The organism is Pseudomonas sp. O230, assembly GCF_045447035.1.
Taxonomy (GTDB): domain Bacteria; phylum Pseudomonadota; class Gammaproteobacteria; order Pseudomonadales; family Pseudomonadaceae; genus Aquipseudomonas.
In genome coordinates, this window is the sequence record NZ_JBJGXN010000005.1 from 101,571 (window position 1) to 117,779 (window position 16,209).

A 16,209-nucleotide genomic window follows, 5' to 3' on the forward strand; every position below is an offset into this window, starting at 1 on the left:
GAAGTATCGACCGCTCATCGCTTTAGGAATGCTGCATGTCCACCCCCACAGTTCGCGAACAATTCCTTGTCATCAGTGCCCTCGGCGCCAACCCCATGGAGCTGACTAACGTCCTGTGCCGTGCCAGCCATGAAAACCGCTGCGCCGTGGTCACCTCTCGCCTGACCCGTCATGGTGAGTGCAGTGCCCTGATCCTCGAGATCTCCGGCAGTTGGGACGCCCTGGCCCGCCTGGAAGGCAGCCTGCCAATCCTCGCCAAGAAGCACGCCTTCACGGTCAACGTAGTGCGTAGCGCGGCCCTGGAGAACCGTCCACAGGCCTTGCCTTACGTCGCCTATGTCAGCTCGGCCTACCGCTCGGACATCATCAACGAGTTGTGCCAGTTCTTTATGGACCACAACGTCGAGCTGGAAAACCTGACCTGCGACACGTATCAGGCACCGCAAACCGGCGGCACCATGCTCAACGCCACGTTTACCGTGACCTTGCCGGCCGGCGTGCAGATCAGTTGGTTGCGCGATCAGTTCCTCGATTTCGCCGACGCGCTGAACCTGGATGCCCTGATCGAACCGTGGCGCCCACAAAACCCAATGTAAGGAAGCTTTCATGGCCGTTGCTATCGACCAACCGGTTGCCGACTTCGAAGCGCCCGCCACCAGCGGGCAGACCGTCAGCCTCGCAGGCCTTAAAGGCAAGCAAGTGGTGATCTACTTCTATCCGAAGGACAGCACGCCGGGCTGCACGACCCAGGGCCAGGGCTTTCGCGATCAGCTTGAGGCTTTTAAAGCGGCTAACACCGAAGTCTTCGGTGTGTCCCGCGACAGCCTGAAATCCCACGAGAACTTCAAAGCCAAACAGGCGTTCACCTTCGAGCTGATCAGCGACAAGGAAGAGGCGCTGTGCCAGTTGTTTGATGTGATCAAGCTGAAAAAGCTGTATGGCAAGGAATACATGGGCGTTGATCGCAGCACGTTTTTGATCGACAAGGATGGTGTGCTGCGTCAGGAATGGCGCGGTGTGAAGGTGCCGGGCCATGTGGATGCTGTTTTGGCGGCGGCTCAGGCATTGAACAAGGCCTGAGTTTTTGGCGTCCTTTCGGACGCTTTCGCTGACAAGCCAGCGCCTACAGTTGATCGGGTTGTCCAGAAGGACGCGGTCTAGTGTAGGCGCTGGCTTGCCAGCGATGAGGCCCAAGGCCACACCGCAGATTTCGACCGTTAAAGCAGCGGCGCCACCACCGGTTCCTTGCGTGGCCAGGCATCCAGCACCGCTTTGAACAGCGTCGCCAGGGGAATCGCAAAGAACACGCCCCAGAATCCCCACAACCCGCCAAACAACAACACCGCGCAGATGATCGCCACCGGATGCAGGTTGACCGCTTCCGAGAACAGCAGCGGTACCAGCACATTGCCATCCAGCGTTTGAATAATCCCGTAGACCGCCATCAAATAGATGAACTGATCGCTCCAGCCCCACTGGAACAACGCAATCAGCAACACCGGCACGGTCACCACCACGGCCCCGACATAGGGCACCACCACCGACACGCCCACCAGCAACGCCAACAGTGCCGCGTAGTTGAGTCCCAACACGACAAATCCGATGTAGGTCACGCCACCGCAAATGAAAATTTCGATGACCTTGCCGCGAATATAATTGGCGATCTGCCGGTTCATCTCATGGGCAACACGAGTAATCAACGCGCGCTCACGGGGCAAGTAACCGCGAACCCACTGGCCAATCATTTCCCTGTCCTTGAGAAAGAAGAACACCAGAATCGGCACCAGCACCAGGTAAATCATGATGTTGACCAGCAACGGCAGACTCGACAGCGAGAACGTCAGTGCCCACTGACCGAACTTGCCGATCTCGCCCCGCGCCACTTCGATGGCTTGCAAAACCTGTTCATCGGACACCAGATGCGGGTAGCGCTCCGGCAGCAGCAATAACAGCGATTGCCACTTGGCGAGCATCCCCGGCAACTCATTGAACAGCGTGATCAACTGATGCCAGAGCAACGGCACCACGACAATAATGAACACCAGCAAAACGCCCATGAACAAGGCGAAGACCAGCCCCACAGCCACGCCACCGGGCACGCGAAGGCGTTCAAGTGTCACCACCAGACCTTGCATCAGATACGCCAGTACCATCCCGGCGAGCACCGGTGCGAGCATGCCACCGAGGGTGAGCACGGCGGTAAACGCCAGAAACAGCAGGACCGCCAGCACCACCGCTTCTTCATCGGAGAAATAACGCTGAATCCAGTCGCGTAACACTTTGAACATCAATAATCCTTAGCAACGAATGCAGCAGTTTTCAGGCTTTTTTCAGCCAGTAGCAGTAAACGCCCGCTTCATCTTCTTCACGAAGCAGCGTATGACCGGCCAAACGGGCAAAGGTGCGGAAGTCGCGCTGCGAACCCGCATCGGTGGCGATCACCTTGAGCACCGCGCCGCTGGCCATACGATTGAGTTCCAGCTTGGCCTTGAGCAGCGGCAACGGACAATTCAGGCCGCTGGCGTCCAGTTCGGCGTCATGGGCTACAGCGTCGGTCATTGCGTTACTCCGGGGTCGGGTGTTCGAGCGGCTTAGAATATCTGGTCCGAAGCGTACTGTCCGGCTACAGTAAGGTCTTTGTCGACTAAGGCTTTGTGCATGACTTTTTTGCGCCCTACCCTGCTGACGCTCGCTTGCCTGCTCGCCTCACCGGGCTTCGCCGACGATCTGCCGTCACTCGGCGACGCCAGTTCTGCCATCGTCTCGCCGCAACAGGAATACCAGTTGGGTCGCGCCTGGCTGGCGCTGTTGCGTAGCCAGGTTTCCCAACTCAATGATCCGCAGCTCAAGGACTACGTGGAATCCAGCGTTTATCGGCTGGTGGAGACCAGTCAGGTCAACGACCGTCGTCTGGAGTTCATCCTGATCAACAGCCCGCAGCTCAATGCCTTCGCGGCGCCGGGCGGAATTGTCGGGGTCAACGGTGGTTTGTTCCTTAATGCCCAGACCGAAGGCGAATATGCCTCGGTGCTCGCTCACGAACTGGCTCACTTGTCGCAGCGCCACTTTGCCCGCGGCGTCGAAGCGCAACAGCGCATGCAGGTGCCGATGATGGCGGCGCTGCTGGCCGGGATCGTGATTGCCGCTGCCGGTGCCGGCGATGCCGGGATCGCGGCCATTGCGGGCACGCAGGCGGCAGCGATTCAGGAACAACGACGTTTCTCGCGCCAGAACGAGCAGGAGGCCGACCGCATCGGCATCCTCAACCTGGAAAAAGCCGGTTACGACCCCCGCTCAATGCCGACCATGTTCGAGCGGTTGGCGCGCCAATATCGCTTCGACGCCAAGCCACCGGAATTCCTGCTGACTCACCCGGTGACCGAGTCGCGGATCGCCGATACCCGCAACCGCGCCGAGCAGGCCAAACCGGGTGGCATCGAAGACACCATGCGTTATCAGCTGATTCGTGCGCGAGTCCAGCTGACTTACGAAGAAACCCCAGGCCTGGGCGCCAAGCGCTTCCGCGCACAGCTGGATGAAAACCCGAAAAACGACGTTGCGCGTTATGGCTTGGCAATCGCTCAGATAAAGGGTGGCCAACTGAACGAAGCACGGGAAAATCTCAAGTTGCTGCTGGCCAAGTCGCCAAACGAGATCATCTACAACCTGGCGCAGATCGATCTGGACATCACCAACAATCGCCTGCCGGACGCCCAAACCCGGGTGGACCGGATGCTGACTCAGTATCCGGGCAACTATCCGCTGAATCAGGTGCGGGTCGATTTGCTGCTCAAACAAAACCGGGCGCCCGAAGCGGAAAAAGCGCTGGAGAACCTGCTCAAAAGCCGCCCCGATGATCCGGATGTCTGGTACATGGTCGCGGAAACCCGAGGTCTGTCAGGCAACATCATCGGTTTGCATCAGGCGCGCGCCGAGTACTTTGCGCTGGTCGGCGACTACCGTCAGGCTATTCAGCAACTGGACTTCGCCAAGCGCAAGGCAGGGACCAACTTCCCGCTGTCGTCGCGTATCGATGCCCGCCAACGAGAGCTGATGGAGCAAGAGCGCATGATCAAGGACATGATGGGCTGATACTTTTCAGTAGGCACAAAAAAACCGCCTCTTTCGAGGCGGTTTTTTATTCAGCCAATAACCGGTTTATTCAGCCAGTTTGAAGGTGATGAAGCTGGCGCGATTCTGACGTAGAACCCGCATCGACACCGAGCGGTTCTTCGGCAGCGCCTTGGCAATATCGGTGAACTCCTTGGTGGAGCCAATCGCCTGATTGTTCAGGTGAGTGATGACGTCGCCTGGCTGCAAGCCGATCAGAGAAGCAGGACCGTCCTGGACTTCCTTGATCACCACTCCCCCTTTGAGGTCGTAGGTTTTCTTCTGCTCGTCGGTCAGCTCGGCCACGGAAACACCCAGGCGATTGCTGCTGCGCTCAGTGGTCGATTTTGGCAGGACATCCAGTTCTTTGCCTTCTTCAGGAATAGCGCCGACCGTCAGCTCGACATTCTGGCGCTTACCTTCACGAATCACTTCAAGATTGGCCTTGGCGCCAGCCTTCAGCGCCCCAACAAGGTGCGGCAGATCGGCAGACATGACGATCGGTTGACCGTTCATGCTCAGGATCACGTCACCCACTTGCAGGCCACCCTTGGCAGCCGGACCATCATCCTGGATCTGCGCCACCAGCGCACCGGCCGGCTTTTCAAGACCGAACGACTCGGCAAGATCCTTGTTCACTTCCTGAATGACGACACCCAACCAGCCACGGCTGACTTTACCGCCGCTTTTCAGCTGGTTGGAAACGTCCATGGCCACGTCGATCGGGATAGCGAACGACACGCCCATGAAACCGCCGGAACGCGTGTAGATCTGAGAGTTGATCCCCACCACTTCGCCCGCCAGGTTAAACAGCGGACCACCGGAGTTACCCGGATTGATCGGCACGTCGGTCTGGATGAACGGCACATAGTTTTCGTTCGGCAGGCTGCGACCGATCGCGCTGACAATGCCTTGGGTCACGGTGTGGTCGAAACCGAATGGCGAGCCGATGGCCACGACCCACTGACCAGCCTTAAGGTCCTGGGATTTGCCCAGTTTCAGGACTGGCAAATCCTTGCCTTCGATTTTCAGCAGCGCCACGTCGGAGCGTGGATCGGTGCCGACCAGTTTGGCTTTCAGCTCACTGCGGTCAGAGAGACGAACCAGAATCTCGTCGGCATCAGCGATCACGTGGTTGTTGGTCAGGATGTAGCCGTCAGGCGAGATGATGAAGCCCGACCCCAGGGATTGGGCCTCACGCTGACGATCGCCGCGTGGTGTACGCGATTGTGGCGGCATGCCGCGCTCGAAAAACTCGCGCAACATCGGCGGCAAGCCTTCGAGGTCCGGCATCTGCTCGCTCACTTTGCGATCCGGCAGTTTCTGCGTGGTACTGATGTTCACCACCGCAGGCGAGGCCTGCTCGACCAGCTGTGTGAAGTCAGGCAACTCGACCGCTTGTACAGCGACCGTCTGACCGAGCACCAGCACGGTGGCAAATATGGAGAGATAAGACTTCAAGCGTGGTATCGACATACGGCTCCCGTTACGACGAGCATGATTAAGCAATATGGAGCAAGGAACACCGGGAACAATACGCCGGTATTTTTGTTCCGGGAACAACAAACAAGGCCAGAGCCGAGGGGCTCTGACCTATAAAAAATTTCGGGGATATTTGCAAATTGAAATGCTCACCAAACATTTCGATATCAGCTCACTACTGGGCTGCAGTGGCATCGGTGCGCATTGACAGCGCAATCCGTTCAGCGGTGCCAATCGGGATTTCACCGACCACGGTGACCATCATCTCCCCTTGAGGAGTCGTCAAGCGCCGGGACACAGCGGCAGTTGGGCCCAACTGAGTGCGAGTATCGGTGACGGTGGCACCATTCAACGGTTCCAGAAACACCGAGAAACGGGCCAGGCCATCGTCATACATGAGGCTGTTGACCTGGGTTTTGGTTTCGGGATCCTTGCGCGAGACGCTGCTTGTCAGCTCAAAGCCAGCAGGTAACCAGTCGGAATGCCAGGTTTGGGCAGCCTTGACCGCTGAAGCCTTGTCGCTGTCGAGGGTGACGGCTTTACAATCCGGGCCCGCCTGCAATTCGTCGTCGGAGGGCACATCGGAAGTATCCAGTTGCGTAAACTGGAACCGCTCCAGCAACTGCCCTTTCTCATTCAGGAGCAATGATTTCAGAGGCAAGCCGGTTTCTTTATCCAGATGCAGTTCAAAACCGTAGCGATGTTGATCGCGAGGCGTCAGGGAAACAATCACTGCCGCACGTCCGGCCACACGCGATTTGCCGATAACGGCAAGGTCGTACCAATTCTTGAGTTTTTGCGGATCAAGTGCACGAGCTGCGGAGTTGGGGGAATCCCCAAGCCCTGCAATCAGAGTGCCGCTGACGCATTGAGTATGTCCATCAATGCGCACGACTTCCTGAGCCGAGCCGTCGAGCTGGAGTAACCGCTCGCGGACCTTGCCATTCTGGACGCGGTGCCAGATGTTGTGGGTAGAGAAACTACCGTTACGCTCGTAGACGAAAGTACCGTGGAAGCTTTGCTGTTGCTCGGCCTGACCAAGACGGGTCAACCAGTCTTGTGCCTCATCGGCATGGGCTGGAACGATGAACCAGCCACCGAGCAGAAGCGATAGTAGAGGTATGGCGCGCATGATCCTCCTTAGCGGTTTTCCAGGCTTGCTGCACGAGCGTAAGGCAGAGCGCTCTCAGTACCTTTCAATGCAGCCTGTTGAGCATGTTGGCGCAAGTAGCTTGGCAGACGCTGATCGTGCCAGCCCGGCTGACCTTGCAAAACGCCGTTGGCCATAGGACCAGTGGCTTCCGAACTCTCATTGTAGCCTGCCAATACGGCTGGGCCCTTGACTTGAGGAACGGCCAGACCCGGTTGAGTGGATTGCTGAGCCAGCTCGACACCTGCGATCTCGTCCTGATTGTACAGACGAACACCTGCCAGCACGGCGACGGTGACCGAAGCAGCTACGGCCAGACGACCCAGGCTGCGCCATGGACCACGGGAGACTTTCGCCGGTACGGCTTCGTCAGCCAGCGCAGCAGAAACTGCCGCAGCAATGTCCAGACGTGGAAGCAGCAGATCCTTGTGCATCACTGCCCGAGCGATTTGATAACGAGCCCATGTTTCACGGGTTTCAACATCGTCAAAGGCATTCAATACCCGACGTAATTCCAGTTCGTCCGCTTCGTTATCCATCACTGCGGACAGCGATTCCTGCAGGGCTTCACGACTCATGGCGTTCCTCTCTTGGCTGTCGCCGCTGTCTCAGTTTTCCTGCAACAACGGCTGCAGGGCTTTATCGATGGCTTCCCGAGCGCGGAAAATCCGGGAGCGCACGGTACCCACCGGACACTGCATGACTGCCGCAATGTCCTCGTAACTCAGACCATCGAATTCACGTAAAGTTAAAGCCGTACGCAAATCTTCTGGCAGTTGCTGAATGGTTCGATGGACGGTGCCTTCGATCTCATCCCGCAGCAATGCACGTTCAGGCGACTCGAGATCCTTGAGGCCATGATCGCCATCGTAGAACTCTGCGTCTTCGGAACTGACATCGCTATCCGGCGGCCGACGGCCGCGTGAAACCAGATAGTTTTTCGCCGTGTTGATGGCGATGCGGTAAAGCCACGTGTAAAACGCGCTGTCTCCGCGAAAATTTCCAAGCGCACGGTACGCCTTGATAAAGGCTTCTTGTGCCACATCCTGGGCTTCATGGGTGTCGTGCACAAAACGCACGATCAACCCGAGAATTTTGTGCTGGTATTTCAGCACTAGCAGATCGAAAGCTCGCTTGTCCCCGCGCTGAACGCGCTCGACCAGCTGCTGATCCTCTTCCTGGGTTAGCATGAACTCTCCTCGATAAGCTCGGAGGAAGCTTGCATAACTAAACAACCAGACTTGCAAACATAGACTCGGGCTTTCCGCAAAAGTTCTCCCCCTCCAAGCAAGTTTCCTGCGGGCTCTGATTTGGCACGCACGAAAAGCGCAGCTCGGAATAACCCGGCTGCGCGAATAATCTTGTCATCGGATTCGCCGGCAAGGATCAAACCGCAATCCTGCATTGAAGCCGACACTGTCCCTTGAATCAGGCAACGGTCTATTGATCTTGGCCCTTTGGCAAAAGTTCCAAATATTTATAGCTGCGTGAGACCGACATTGTGCAACCGTAAATGGAAAAAGACTGTTAAATCGACGATACAGTCGCCGTGTCGCCGAATCGTTTGAAAAATCATCCGACGAAGCGTCAAATCTTTTCCGTCACAGTAGTTTCACAATGCCATGTGACCTCGGCTATTGTGCCGCTCCCCCCCTCTATATACTAGTGCGCTGTGTGGCCGCCTCGACTCGCCGTACCAGCAGTCTGGCGCCACCCCCAACCCGGGTCGCTTTGAGCGGAATCCTGAAATGAGCCAACAGTTTCAACACGATGTTCTGGTCATTGGCAGCGGTGCTGCCGGTTTGAGCCTTGCGCTGACCTTGCCCGGTCATTTGCGCATCGCCGTACTGAGCAAAGGCGACCTCGCCAATGGCTCGACTTTCTGGGCCCAGGGCGGTGTCGCTGCCGTGCTGGATGACACCGACACCGTTGAATCCCACGTCGATGACACCCTGAATGCCGGCGGTGGCCTGTGCCACGAAGACGCCGTGCGCTTCACCGTCGAGCACAGTAAAGAGGCGATTCAATGGCTGATCGATCAAGGCGTGCCGTTCACCCGCGATGAACAATCCGGCACCGAGGACGGCGGCTTCGAGTTTCACCTGACCCGCGAAGGCGGTCACAGCCATCGGCGCATCATTCACGCCGCCGATGCCACCGGAGCAGCGATTTTCAGAACCCTCCTCGACAAAGCCAGGCAACGGCCCAACATCGAGTTGCTGGAGCAACGGGTCGCCGTCGACCTGATCACCGAGAAACGTCTGGGCCTTGACGGCGACCGCTGCCTCGGTGCCTACGTGCTCAACCGCGGCACCGGGGAAGTCGATACCTACGGCGCACGCTTCGTGATCCTCGCGTCTGGCGGTGCCGCCAAGGTCTACCTCTATACCAGCAACCCCGATGGCGCCTGCGGTGATGGCATCGCCATGGCCTGGCGTTCGGGCTGCCGGGTGGCAAACCTGGAGTTCAACCAGTTTCACCCGACGTGCCTGTATCACCCGCAAGCCAAAAGTTTCCTGATCACCGAAGCCCTGCGCGGCGAAGGTGCGCACTTGAAGCTGCCCAATGGCGAACGCTTCATGCTGCGTTTCGACCCGCGCGCAGAACTGGCGCCACGGGACATCGTCGCCCGGGCCATCGACCATGAGATGAAGCGCCTGGGTGTCGATTGCGTTTATCTGGACATCAGTCACAAGCCGGAAGCGTTCATCAAGACGCACTTCCCGACGGTGTACGAGCGCTGCCTGGAGTTTTCCATCGACATCACCAAGCAACCGATTCCGGTGGTTCCCGCAGCGCACTACACCTGCGGCGGCGTGATGGTTGATCAGCAAGGCCGCACCGACGTGCCGGGGCTGTATGCCATCGGCGAAACCAGTTTCACCGGCCTGCACGGCGCCAATCGCATGGCCAGCAACTCGCTGCTCGAGTGTTTCGTTTACGCGCGCTCGGCGGCAGCGGATATTCTGGAGCAACTGCCGCAAGTTACGATTCCGATCGCCCTGCCCGTCTGGGATGCCAGCCAGGTCACCGACTCGGACGAAGACGTGATCATTGCGCACAACTGGGATGAACTGCGGCGGTTCATGTGGGATTACGTCGGCATCGTGCGCACCAACAAGCGCCTGCAACGGGCGCAGCATCGTGTGCGACTGTTGCTCGACGAAATCGACGAGTTCTACAGCAACTACAAGGTCAGCCGGGATTTGATCGAGCTGCGTAACCTGGCCCAAGTGGCGGAACTGATGATCCAGTCAGCCATGGAACGCAAGGAAAGTCGCGGCCTGCATTACACCCTCGACTACCCGAACCTGCTACCGGTTGCGCTGGACACTATTCTGGTGCCGCCCACCTACGCCGACTGAACGTGAGCCGAACCCGCAGGCGTCGGTGCACATCCGCCGCCTGCGAATCCCGGGGCACGCAGATCGCCCGGACCCGCCGCTCGCCCTGCAGGCGAAAACGCAGGACCACGACCAGCGGCAGCGCCAGGCTGTCCGGCCGTAGCTGAACCGCCTGCCAACCCGCCGCCTGATTCCACAACTGCCAGCCATCCGCGTCGCGACGCAAGCCGCGAAACGCCTGTGGGTGTGTCAGCAAAATCTGTCGCGGCAATGCCCAAACGCCATGAGCGACGCACAGCACAACGCCGAGCAGACTGGCCCAGACCGGCATAGAGAGAAGAAACAACGAACCCAGCGCAAACAGCTGGGCGAACAGATACGCCGCCAGCAACTGCCGTGAGGCATGCCAGCGGCATTCGAACGCATTACTTGGGCTGGACACGATCCAGGATCATGCGAACCATGCGCTGAAGCTCCGGATCTTCCGACTCGGCACGTTCCATGAACCAGCCGAACATGTCCTGATCCTCGCATTCGAGCAGCTTGCGGTAGCAATCGCGGTCGACATCATTGAGGTGCGGGTAGACTTCTTTTACGAATGGCACCAGCAACACGTCAAGTTCAAGCATGCCGCGGCGGCTGTGCCAGTAGAGGCGATTCAGTTCAACATCTTCGACCATGGAGCGCTCCTCAAATAGGCGGCAAGTATACAGCCCCGGACACCATCGACCAGTCGGCTTTGGTCGGGCACTGCCGAGCTTTTGTGAACTACCCATTTCATGGGCGCCCCCTTATGATGTCCCCCAGACTCTTTTACCCTGCGATGTCCCATGGCCGATTCTGCTTTTTTCTGCACCCTGTCTCACGAAGGCGTTCTGGCGGTCCGCGGCGCGGATGCCAGCAAATTTTTGCAAGGCCAGTTGACCTGCAACCTCAATTACCTGAGCGACACCCAGGCCAGCCTCGGCGCGCGCTGCACTCAGAAAGGCCGGATGCAATCGAGCTTCCGCATTCTGCTGCAAGGTGACGGCGTGCTCATGGCCATGGCCACCGAGCTGCTGGAGCCGCAACTGGCGGACCTGAAAAAGTACGCCGTGTTCTCCAAATCGAAATTGACCGATGAAAGCGCTGCCTGGGTCCGCTTCGGCGTTGACCACGGCGATGCCGCACTCGTCAGCCTGGGTCTGGCGTTGCCGGCAGACACCGACAGCGTTGCGCGCCATAACCAGCTGATCGCTATCCGCGTTTCGCCGGACCGTGCCGAACTCTGGGTCAGCGCGGATCAGGCCGACGTCATCAAGGGCCAGCTGTCTGCCCTGCTGGCCGAAGGCAACCTCAATCAATGGCTGCTGGGCCAGATCCGCGCAGGGATCGGCCAGGTCATGCCGGGCACACGCGAATTGTTCATTCCGCAGATGCTCAATCTGCAAGCGGTCGGCGGCGTGAGTTTCAAGAAAGGTTGCTACACCGGCCAGGAAATCGTTGCGCGGATGCAGTATCTGGGCAAACTCAAACGTCGCTTGTATCGTCTGAAGCTGGACGCCAGTGTGTTGCCTGAACCCGGTACACCACTGTTTTCCCCGACACACGGCAGTTCCATCGGCGAAGTGGTGATTGCCGCACGCGCCGAACAAAACATTGAACTCCTGGCAGTCCTGCAAGCCGAAGCTGCAGACGGTGGCGACATCCGTCTCGGCACGCTCGAAGGGCCAGCCCTGCACCTGCTTGACCTGCCTTATGAATTGGATCGCGATCGCGAAATCCAGCGTTAACAGCAGTACCTGTTGCAACACCCTAGAGAAAAGAAATGAGCGATTTGGCGGATAAGGTCCAACAGGATTTGGTTGAGGCCATCGATAACGATGACCTGGTTCTGCCAACGTTACCGGAAGTGGCTTTGCAGATTCGCAAGGCCGCTGAAGACCCGGAAATCAGTGTCAGCACCCTGAGTAAAGTGATAGGCCGTGATACGGCGCTGTCTGCGCGCCTGATCAAAGTGGTCAATAGCCCACTGCTGCGCGCGACCCAGGAAGTCACCGATTTGCACACGGCAATCACGCGCCTGGGCGTCAACTACAGCAGCAACCTGGCCATCGGCCTGGTCATGGAGCAGATTTTCCACGCGCGCTCTGACGTGGTAGAGAAAAAAATGCGTGATGTCTGGCGCAAAAGTCTGGAAATCGCCGGGGTCAGCTATGCGCTGTGTCGCAGTTACACGCAGCTCAAACCCGATCAGGCCGCGCTGGGCGGACTGGTGCATCAGATTGGGGTACTGCCGATCCTGACCTACGCCGAAGATCACTACGAGCTGCTGTCGGACTCGGTCAGCCTGAACCATGTGATCGACCAGATTCACCCCTTGCTGGGCGATAAATTGCTCAGGGTCTGGGAATTTCCGGAAATGCTGGTACAGGTGCCGGGGTTGTATCTGGACTTCAAGCGTCAGTCCGAGCGCGTCGACTATGTGGACCTGGTGCAAGTGGCCAGTTTGTATTGCCACAAGGACACCGACCATCCCATCGCCCGTATAGACCCGCTCAGCGTGCCGGCCTTCAAGAAACTGGGAATCGACCCGGAGAATGAAGCGATGTGCAGGGATCTGGAAGAATCGCGGTCGATGTTCTACTGATTGAAACTGCGACACCCCCATCGCCGGCAAACCGGCGATGGGGAGAATACAATACCCGCCAAACCTACCCCGCGATAAAACTCACCCGCACCTTCAACCCCGCCTGCTCGCCATCGTGCAGGCTGATCTGCGCCAGGTGCGCGCGGCAGATCTCGCCGACAATCGCCAGACCCAACCCCGACCCGGCCACCTGCTGATTGCGGCGATAGAAGCGTTCGAACACCCGGTCACGTTCTTCAAGCGGAATCCCCGGACCATCATCCTCGACCTCCAGCACCGCCGGCGCCGAGACCCGCAGGATCACATTGCCGCCGGGCGGTGTATGGGCCAGCGCGTTATCCACCAGATTGCTCAACAGTTCGTTCAGCAGCGTCGGCTCACCGCGCAGCCACACCGGCTCGTCGGCCTCCAGCGCCAGCGCCACGCCGCGGGCATGAGCCAGCGGCGCCATGGCCATGCCGAGCTCGCGGGCCAGCTGACTCAGATCGAGCAACTGCGCACCGCCCTCGGCGATTGCCCGGGCACCGTTCTCGACCCGCGCCAACGACAGCAATTGATTGGCCAGATGGGTCAAGCGGTCCGTACCTTGGGCCGCCGTTTCCAGCGTGTTGCGCCAGGTGTCGGGTTCGTCGGAACGCAGACCGAGTTCAAGCCGCGCCTTGAGCGCCGCCAGCGGTGTGCGCAGTTCATGGGCGGCATCGGCGATGAATTGCGCCTGCCGCTCAAACTGCCCGCGCAGGCGTTCGGTAAAGTGATTGAGGGCGCGCACCAGCGGCCACAACTCATGTTGCACCTCCACCAACGGCAGAGGCCGCAGATCGTCGGACTGCCGTTCCTCCACCGCCGTACGCAAGCGCTCCAATGGACGCAACGCTGCGCTGACCGCAAACCACACCATCAGCAACGCGCCGACCGCCAGCATGCCCAGTCGCAGCAACGTGTCCGCCGCCAGGCTACGAGCCATGCTGACCCGCGCTTCATCGGTTTCCGCCACGCGGATTTCCGCCATGCCGTTCATGTTCGGCTCGCTTACGGGTTTGAGCAGACTCACCACTCGCACGTTTTGCCCCCGGTACGTCGCGTTATAGAAACGCGCCAGCGCCGGATAGTCATCGGTGCGCGGCGTTCCAGGCGGTGGTGGTGGCAGGTTTTCGTAACCGGAGATCAACTTCTGATTGATGTCATTGACCAGATAGAAAATTCGCCCGGCGCTGTCGTAGGCAAAGGTATCGAGGGCCACATAAGGCACGTCGGCGCTCAGGCTGCCATCGCGTTGGGACACCCCGGCGGCAATGGTTCGTGCCGAGGCCAGCAAGGTCCGGTCGTACGCGGTGTCGGCGGCCTCGCGCCCGTTCCAGTACGCGCTCAAACCACTGGCCAACATCAACACCACCAGCAACAGCGCGAGGTTCCACAGCAACCGCCAGCGCAGACTGCTGGGCTTATGCATCGCGGCTTTCCAGCAAATAGCCGAGACCGCGGAAGGTCACGATGGCGACCGGTTGGCCGTCGAGCTTCTTGCGCAAGCGATGGACGTAGATTTCGATGGCGTCGGGGCTGGCTTCTTCGTCGAGACCGAACACCTGGGCAGCCAGTTGCTCCTTGCTCATCACCCGACCGGGACGCGCAATCAGGGCTTCGAGCACCGCTTGTTCGCGGGAGGTCAGGGTCAGCAATTCGTCGCCAAGAGTGAAACGCCGAGTGTCCAGGTCGTAAGCCAGCACGCCGCAGGTCTGCTGGCGTTCGCCGCCGAGCACACTGCGGCGTAGCAAGGCTTTGACCCGGGCTTCGAGTTCGGTCAGCTCGAAAGGCTTGGCCAGGTAATCGTCGGCGCCAAGATTCAAGCCATGGACCCGGTCCTTGACGTCGCTGCGCGCGGTCAGCATCAGCACGGGCAGGTTCTTGCCTCGGGCCCGCAAGCGCGCCAGCACTTCGAAACCATCCATGCGCGGCAGGCCGACGTCGAGGATCGCCATCGCGTATTCCTCGCTGCTCAACGCCAGGTCGGCGGCCACGCCGTCGTGCAGCACATCCACGGTCAGCCCGGTGCTCTTGAGCGCCTGAGCGACACTGTCGGCGAGTTGCAGATGGTCTTCGACGAGCAGAACACGCATGGATCTTTACCTCATTCAGGGATGTTCGACGCCATTCTTTGGCGCGGAGTTTACAGCCGCATCCGCCGCTGTGAAGCCCGAAAACCGTGAAAGCCCACTGAAAGGTTAGTGAAAGGTTCGACCGTTAGAGTCGGCCCACGGATGGTTTCGACTGAAAGCCATCGATCATGCTTTGAAATGTAGCTCCCGAAAAACGCCTTGATGCGTTTTCGCCAATAAGAACAATAACGAGGTACTTCGCCATGCTGTCCACACAGCGCCAGGTTTGCCCGCCTCATCTCTTTTTTCAATTCCCATCGTTTACGTTTGTCAGCGCCATCAACGGCTGTGCAACGCGAAACTTCCGCACCTGAAACATCCCCAAAAACAACAACTCCTGTGGAGACAACAATGAATCGATCACTGCGCCGTTTCGCCCTCGCCGCCAGTTGCATGCTGTTTGCCGGCCAACTGATGGCTGAGCCGAAACGCCCGGAATGCATCGCCCCGGCCTCGCCTGGCGGTGGTTTCGACCTGACCTGCAAACTGGCGCAGAGCGCGCTGGTGAATGAAAAACTGCTGACCAAACCGATGCGCGTGACCTACATGCCCGGCGGTGTCGGCGCAGTGGCCTACAACGCGGTAGTCGCCCAGCGCCCGGCGGATGCCGGCACGCTGGTGGCGTGGTCCAGCGGTTCGCTGCTGAACCTGGCCCAAGGCAAGTTCGGCCGTTTCGATGAGACCAACGTGCGTTGGCTGGCAGCGGTCGGCACCAGTTACGGCGCCATCGCGGTGAAAAGCGATTCGCCTTACAAGACCCTCGACGATCTCGTTCAGGCGCTGAAGAAAGACCCAAGCAAAGTGGTGATCGGTTCCGGCGGCACCGTCGGCAGCCAGGACTGGATGCAAACCGCGTTGATCGCCAAGGCCGCCGGGATCAACCCGCGCGATCTGCGCTACGTCGCCCTCGAAGGCGGCGGTGAAATCGCCACCGCGCTGCTCGGCGGCCACATTCAGGTCGGCAGCACCGACATCTCCGACTCCATGCCGCACATCCAGAGCGGCGACATGCGCCTGTTGGCGGTGTTCTCCGAGAAGCGCCTGGACGAGCCGGAAATGAAAGACATTCCGACGGCCAAAGAGCAAGGCTACGACATCGTCTGGCCGGTGGTTCGCGGCTTCTACCTCGGGCCAAAAGTCAGCGATGAAGACTACGCCTGGTGGAAAGACGCCTTCGACAAACTGCTGGCTTCACCCGAGTTCGCCAAGCTGCGCGATCAGCGTGAACTGTTCCCGTTCGCCATGACCGGCCCGGAGCTGGACACCTACGTGAAGAAGCAGGTCGCGGACTACAAAGTGCTGGCCAAAGAGTTCGGCCTGATTCAGTGATCGCCTCTGTCT

At 59.1% G+C, this 16,209-nt stretch carries 17 protein-coding genes; 7 read left to right on the top strand and 10 right to left on the bottom strand.

Features of this window, described 5'->3' with window-relative positions; translation table 11 throughout:
- Nucleotides 1-35 precede the first annotated feature (35 nt).
- Nucleotides 36-596 carry a glycine cleavage system protein R gene (locus tag ACI77H_RS11760; RefSeq protein ID WP_054046705.1) on the top strand — a complete coding sequence of 187 codons (561 nt, stop codon included), beginning with the start codon at nucleotides 36-38 and terminating at the stop codon, nucleotides 594-596.
- A gap of 10 nt (nucleotides 597-606) precedes the next feature.
- Complete coding sequence (locus ACI77H_RS11765) at nucleotides 607-1,080, top strand: peroxiredoxin (RefSeq protein ID WP_095060286.1); 474 nt, start codon at nucleotides 607-609, stop codon at nucleotides 1,078-1,080.
- 137 nt (nucleotides 1,081-1,217) lie between these two features.
- On the opposite strand, the gene ACI77H_RS11770 is transcribed toward ACI77H_RS11765, so the two are convergent.
- Nucleotides 1,218-2,288 carry an AI-2E family transporter gene (locus ACI77H_RS11770; RefSeq protein ID WP_407012059.1) on the bottom strand — a complete coding sequence of 357 codons (1,071 nt, stop codon included), beginning with the start codon at nucleotides 2,286-2,288 and terminating at the stop codon, nucleotides 1,218-1,220.
- 31 nt (nucleotides 2,289-2,319) lie between these two features.
- Entirely contained in the window at nucleotides 2,320-2,559 is a 240-nt protein-coding gene (locus ACI77H_RS11775) for a sulfurtransferase TusA family protein (RefSeq protein ID WP_407012060.1), read from the bottom strand.
- A 99-nt stretch (nucleotides 2,560-2,658) separates the two neighbouring features.
- Between ACI77H_RS11775 and ACI77H_RS11780 the strand changes: the two genes are divergently transcribed.
- Nucleotides 2,659-4,092, top strand: a complete 1,434-nt coding sequence (locus tag ACI77H_RS11780) for a M48 family metalloprotease (RefSeq protein WP_407012061.1) — start codon at nucleotides 2,659-2,661, stop codon at nucleotides 4,090-4,092.
- Nucleotides 4,093-4,158: 66 nt separating this feature from the next.
- Here ACI77H_RS11780 and ACI77H_RS11785 read toward each other — a convergent pair whose 3' ends face one another.
- The 4 genes from ACI77H_RS11785 to rpoE all read right to left on the bottom strand — a co-directional run bounded on the left by ACI77H_RS11785 (nucleotide 4,159) and on the right by rpoE (nucleotide 7,932).
- Nucleotides 4,159-5,586: a DegQ family serine endoprotease gene (locus tag ACI77H_RS11785; protein WP_407012062.1), complete on the bottom strand. Its 1,428-nt coding sequence runs from the start codon at nucleotides 5,584-5,586 to the stop codon at nucleotides 4,159-4,161.
- A 181-nt stretch (nucleotides 5,587-5,767) separates the two neighbouring features.
- Complete coding sequence (locus ACI77H_RS11790; protein ID WP_407012063.1) at nucleotides 5,768-6,724, bottom strand: MucB/RseB C-terminal domain-containing protein; 957 nt, start codon at nucleotides 6,722-6,724, stop codon at nucleotides 5,768-5,770.
- Between the two features lie 8 nt (nucleotides 6,725-6,732).
- The gene (locus tag ACI77H_RS11795) at nucleotides 6,733-7,320 is read right to left on the bottom strand and encodes a sigma-E factor negative regulatory protein (protein WP_407012064.1); all 588 of its coding nucleotides are present in this window, start codon (nucleotides 7,318-7,320) and stop codon (nucleotides 6,733-6,735) included.
- Nucleotides 7,321-7,350: 30 nt separating this feature from the next.
- Complete coding sequence (gene rpoE, locus ACI77H_RS11800; protein ID WP_007944079.1) at nucleotides 7,351-7,932, bottom strand: RNA polymerase sigma factor RpoE; 582 nt, start codon at nucleotides 7,930-7,932, stop codon at nucleotides 7,351-7,353.
- 558 nt (nucleotides 7,933-8,490) lie between these two features.
- Here rpoE and nadB point away from each other — a divergent pair.
- Nucleotides 8,491-10,107, top strand: coding sequence for an L-aspartate oxidase (gene nadB / locus ACI77H_RS11805; RefSeq protein ID WP_407012065.1), 1,617 nt, complete (start codon nucleotides 8,491-8,493; stop codon nucleotides 10,105-10,107).
- Here the strand turns inward: nadB and ACI77H_RS11810 are convergent.
- Both ACI77H_RS11810 and ACI77H_RS11815 read right to left on the bottom strand, forming a co-directional pair.
- Nucleotides 10,076-10,528, bottom strand: a complete 453-nt coding sequence (locus tag ACI77H_RS11810) for a protein YgfX (protein ID WP_407012066.1) — start codon at nucleotides 10,526-10,528, stop codon at nucleotides 10,076-10,078. The genes nadB and ACI77H_RS11810 overlap by 32 nt on opposite strands.
- Nucleotides 10,512-10,766 (bottom strand): succinate dehydrogenase assembly factor 2, encoded by a 255-nt coding sequence (locus ACI77H_RS11815; protein ID WP_007944081.1) that lies wholly within the window; start codon nucleotides 10,764-10,766, stop codon nucleotides 10,512-10,514. The genes ACI77H_RS11810 and ACI77H_RS11815 overlap by 17 nt, the downstream gene beginning before the upstream one ends.
- A gap of 150 nt (nucleotides 10,767-10,916) precedes the next feature.
- Here ACI77H_RS11815 and ACI77H_RS11820 point away from each other — a divergent pair, with 150 nt between their 5' ends.
- Together ACI77H_RS11820 and ACI77H_RS11825 are read left to right on the top strand one after the other, a co-directional pair.
- A complete protein-coding gene (locus tag ACI77H_RS11820) occupies nucleotides 10,917-11,858 on the top strand; it encodes a YgfZ/GcvT domain-containing protein (RefSeq protein WP_407012067.1) in 942 nt (313 codons plus the stop codon).
- A 35-nt stretch (nucleotides 11,859-11,893) separates the two neighbouring features.
- Complete coding sequence (locus ACI77H_RS11825; protein WP_407012068.1) at nucleotides 11,894-12,715, top strand: HDOD domain-containing protein; 822 nt, start codon at nucleotides 11,894-11,896, stop codon at nucleotides 12,713-12,715.
- 64 nt (nucleotides 12,716-12,779) lie between these two features.
- On the opposite strand, the gene ACI77H_RS11830 is transcribed toward ACI77H_RS11825, so the two are convergent.
- Both ACI77H_RS11830 and ACI77H_RS11835 read right to left on the bottom strand, forming a co-directional pair.
- Nucleotides 12,780-14,165, bottom strand: coding sequence for a sensor histidine kinase (locus ACI77H_RS11830; RefSeq protein WP_407012069.1), 1,386 nt, complete (start codon nucleotides 14,163-14,165; stop codon nucleotides 12,780-12,782).
- Nucleotides 14,158-14,829 carry a response regulator gene (locus tag ACI77H_RS11835; RefSeq protein ID WP_008034908.1) on the bottom strand — a complete coding sequence of 224 codons (672 nt, stop codon included), beginning with the start codon at nucleotides 14,827-14,829 and terminating at the stop codon, nucleotides 14,158-14,160. Before ACI77H_RS11835 ends, ACI77H_RS11830 begins: the two co-directional genes overlap by 8 nt.
- A 390-nt stretch (nucleotides 14,830-15,219) precedes the next feature.
- Between ACI77H_RS11835 and ACI77H_RS11840 the strand changes: the two genes are divergently transcribed.
- Nucleotides 15,220-16,197: a tripartite tricarboxylate transporter substrate binding protein gene (locus ACI77H_RS11840; protein WP_150630909.1), complete on the top strand. Its 978-nt coding sequence runs from the start codon at nucleotides 15,220-15,222 to the stop codon at nucleotides 16,195-16,197.
- The last annotated feature ends 12 nt before the right edge of the window (nucleotides 16,198-16,209 follow it).

Excerpts from the sequence above, each read along its gene's own strand:
- ACI77H_RS11760 (WP_054046705.1), top strand. The coding sequence starts at position 36 with ATGTCCACCCCCACAGTTCGCGAACAATTCCTTGTCATCAGTGCCCTC.
- ACI77H_RS11765 (WP_095060286.1), top strand. The coding sequence starts at position 607 with ATGGCCGTTGCTATCGACCAACCGGTTGCCGACTTCGAAGCGCCCGCC.
- ACI77H_RS11770 (WP_407012059.1), bottom strand. The coding sequence starts at position 2,288 with ATGTTCAAAGTGTTACGCGACTGGATTCAGCGTTATTTCTCCGATGAA.
- ACI77H_RS11775 (WP_407012060.1), bottom strand. The coding sequence starts at position 2,559 with ATGACCGACGCTGTAGCCCATGACGCCGAACTGGACGCCAGCGGCCTG.
- ACI77H_RS11780 (WP_407012061.1), top strand. The coding sequence starts at position 2,659 with ATGACTTTTTTGCGCCCTACCCTGCTGACGCTCGCTTGCCTGCTCGCC.
- ACI77H_RS11785 (WP_407012062.1), bottom strand. The coding sequence starts at position 5,586 with ATGTCGATACCACGCTTGAAGTCTTATCTCTCCATATTTGCCACCGTG.
- ACI77H_RS11790 (WP_407012063.1), bottom strand. The coding sequence starts at position 6,724 with ATGCGCGCCATACCTCTACTATCGCTTCTGCTCGGTGGCTGGTTCATC.
- ACI77H_RS11795 (WP_407012064.1), bottom strand. The coding sequence starts at position 7,320 with ATGAGTCGTGAAGCCCTGCAGGAATCGCTGTCCGCAGTGATGGATAAC.
- rpoE (WP_007944079.1), bottom strand. The coding sequence starts at position 7,932 with ATGCTAACCCAGGAAGAGGATCAGCAGCTGGTCGAGCGCGTTCAGCGC.
- nadB (WP_407012065.1), top strand. The coding sequence starts at position 8,491 with ATGAGCCAACAGTTTCAACACGATGTTCTGGTCATTGGCAGCGGTGCT.
- ACI77H_RS11815 (WP_007944081.1), bottom strand. The coding sequence starts at position 10,766 with ATGGTCGAAGATGTTGAACTGAATCGCCTCTACTGGCACAGCCGCCGC.
- ACI77H_RS11820 (WP_407012067.1), top strand. The coding sequence starts at position 10,917 with ATGGCCGATTCTGCTTTTTTCTGCACCCTGTCTCACGAAGGCGTTCTG.
- ACI77H_RS11825 (WP_407012068.1), top strand. The coding sequence starts at position 11,894 with ATGAGCGATTTGGCGGATAAGGTCCAACAGGATTTGGTTGAGGCCATC.
- ACI77H_RS11830 (WP_407012069.1), bottom strand. The coding sequence starts at position 14,165 with ATGCATAAGCCCAGCAGTCTGCGCTGGCGGTTGCTGTGGAACCTCGCG.
- ACI77H_RS11835 (WP_008034908.1), bottom strand. The coding sequence starts at position 14,829 with ATGCGTGTTCTGCTCGTCGAAGACCATCTGCAACTCGCCGACAGTGTC.
- ACI77H_RS11840 (WP_150630909.1), top strand. The coding sequence starts at position 15,220 with ATGAATCGATCACTGCGCCGTTTCGCCCTCGCCGCCAGTTGCATGCTG.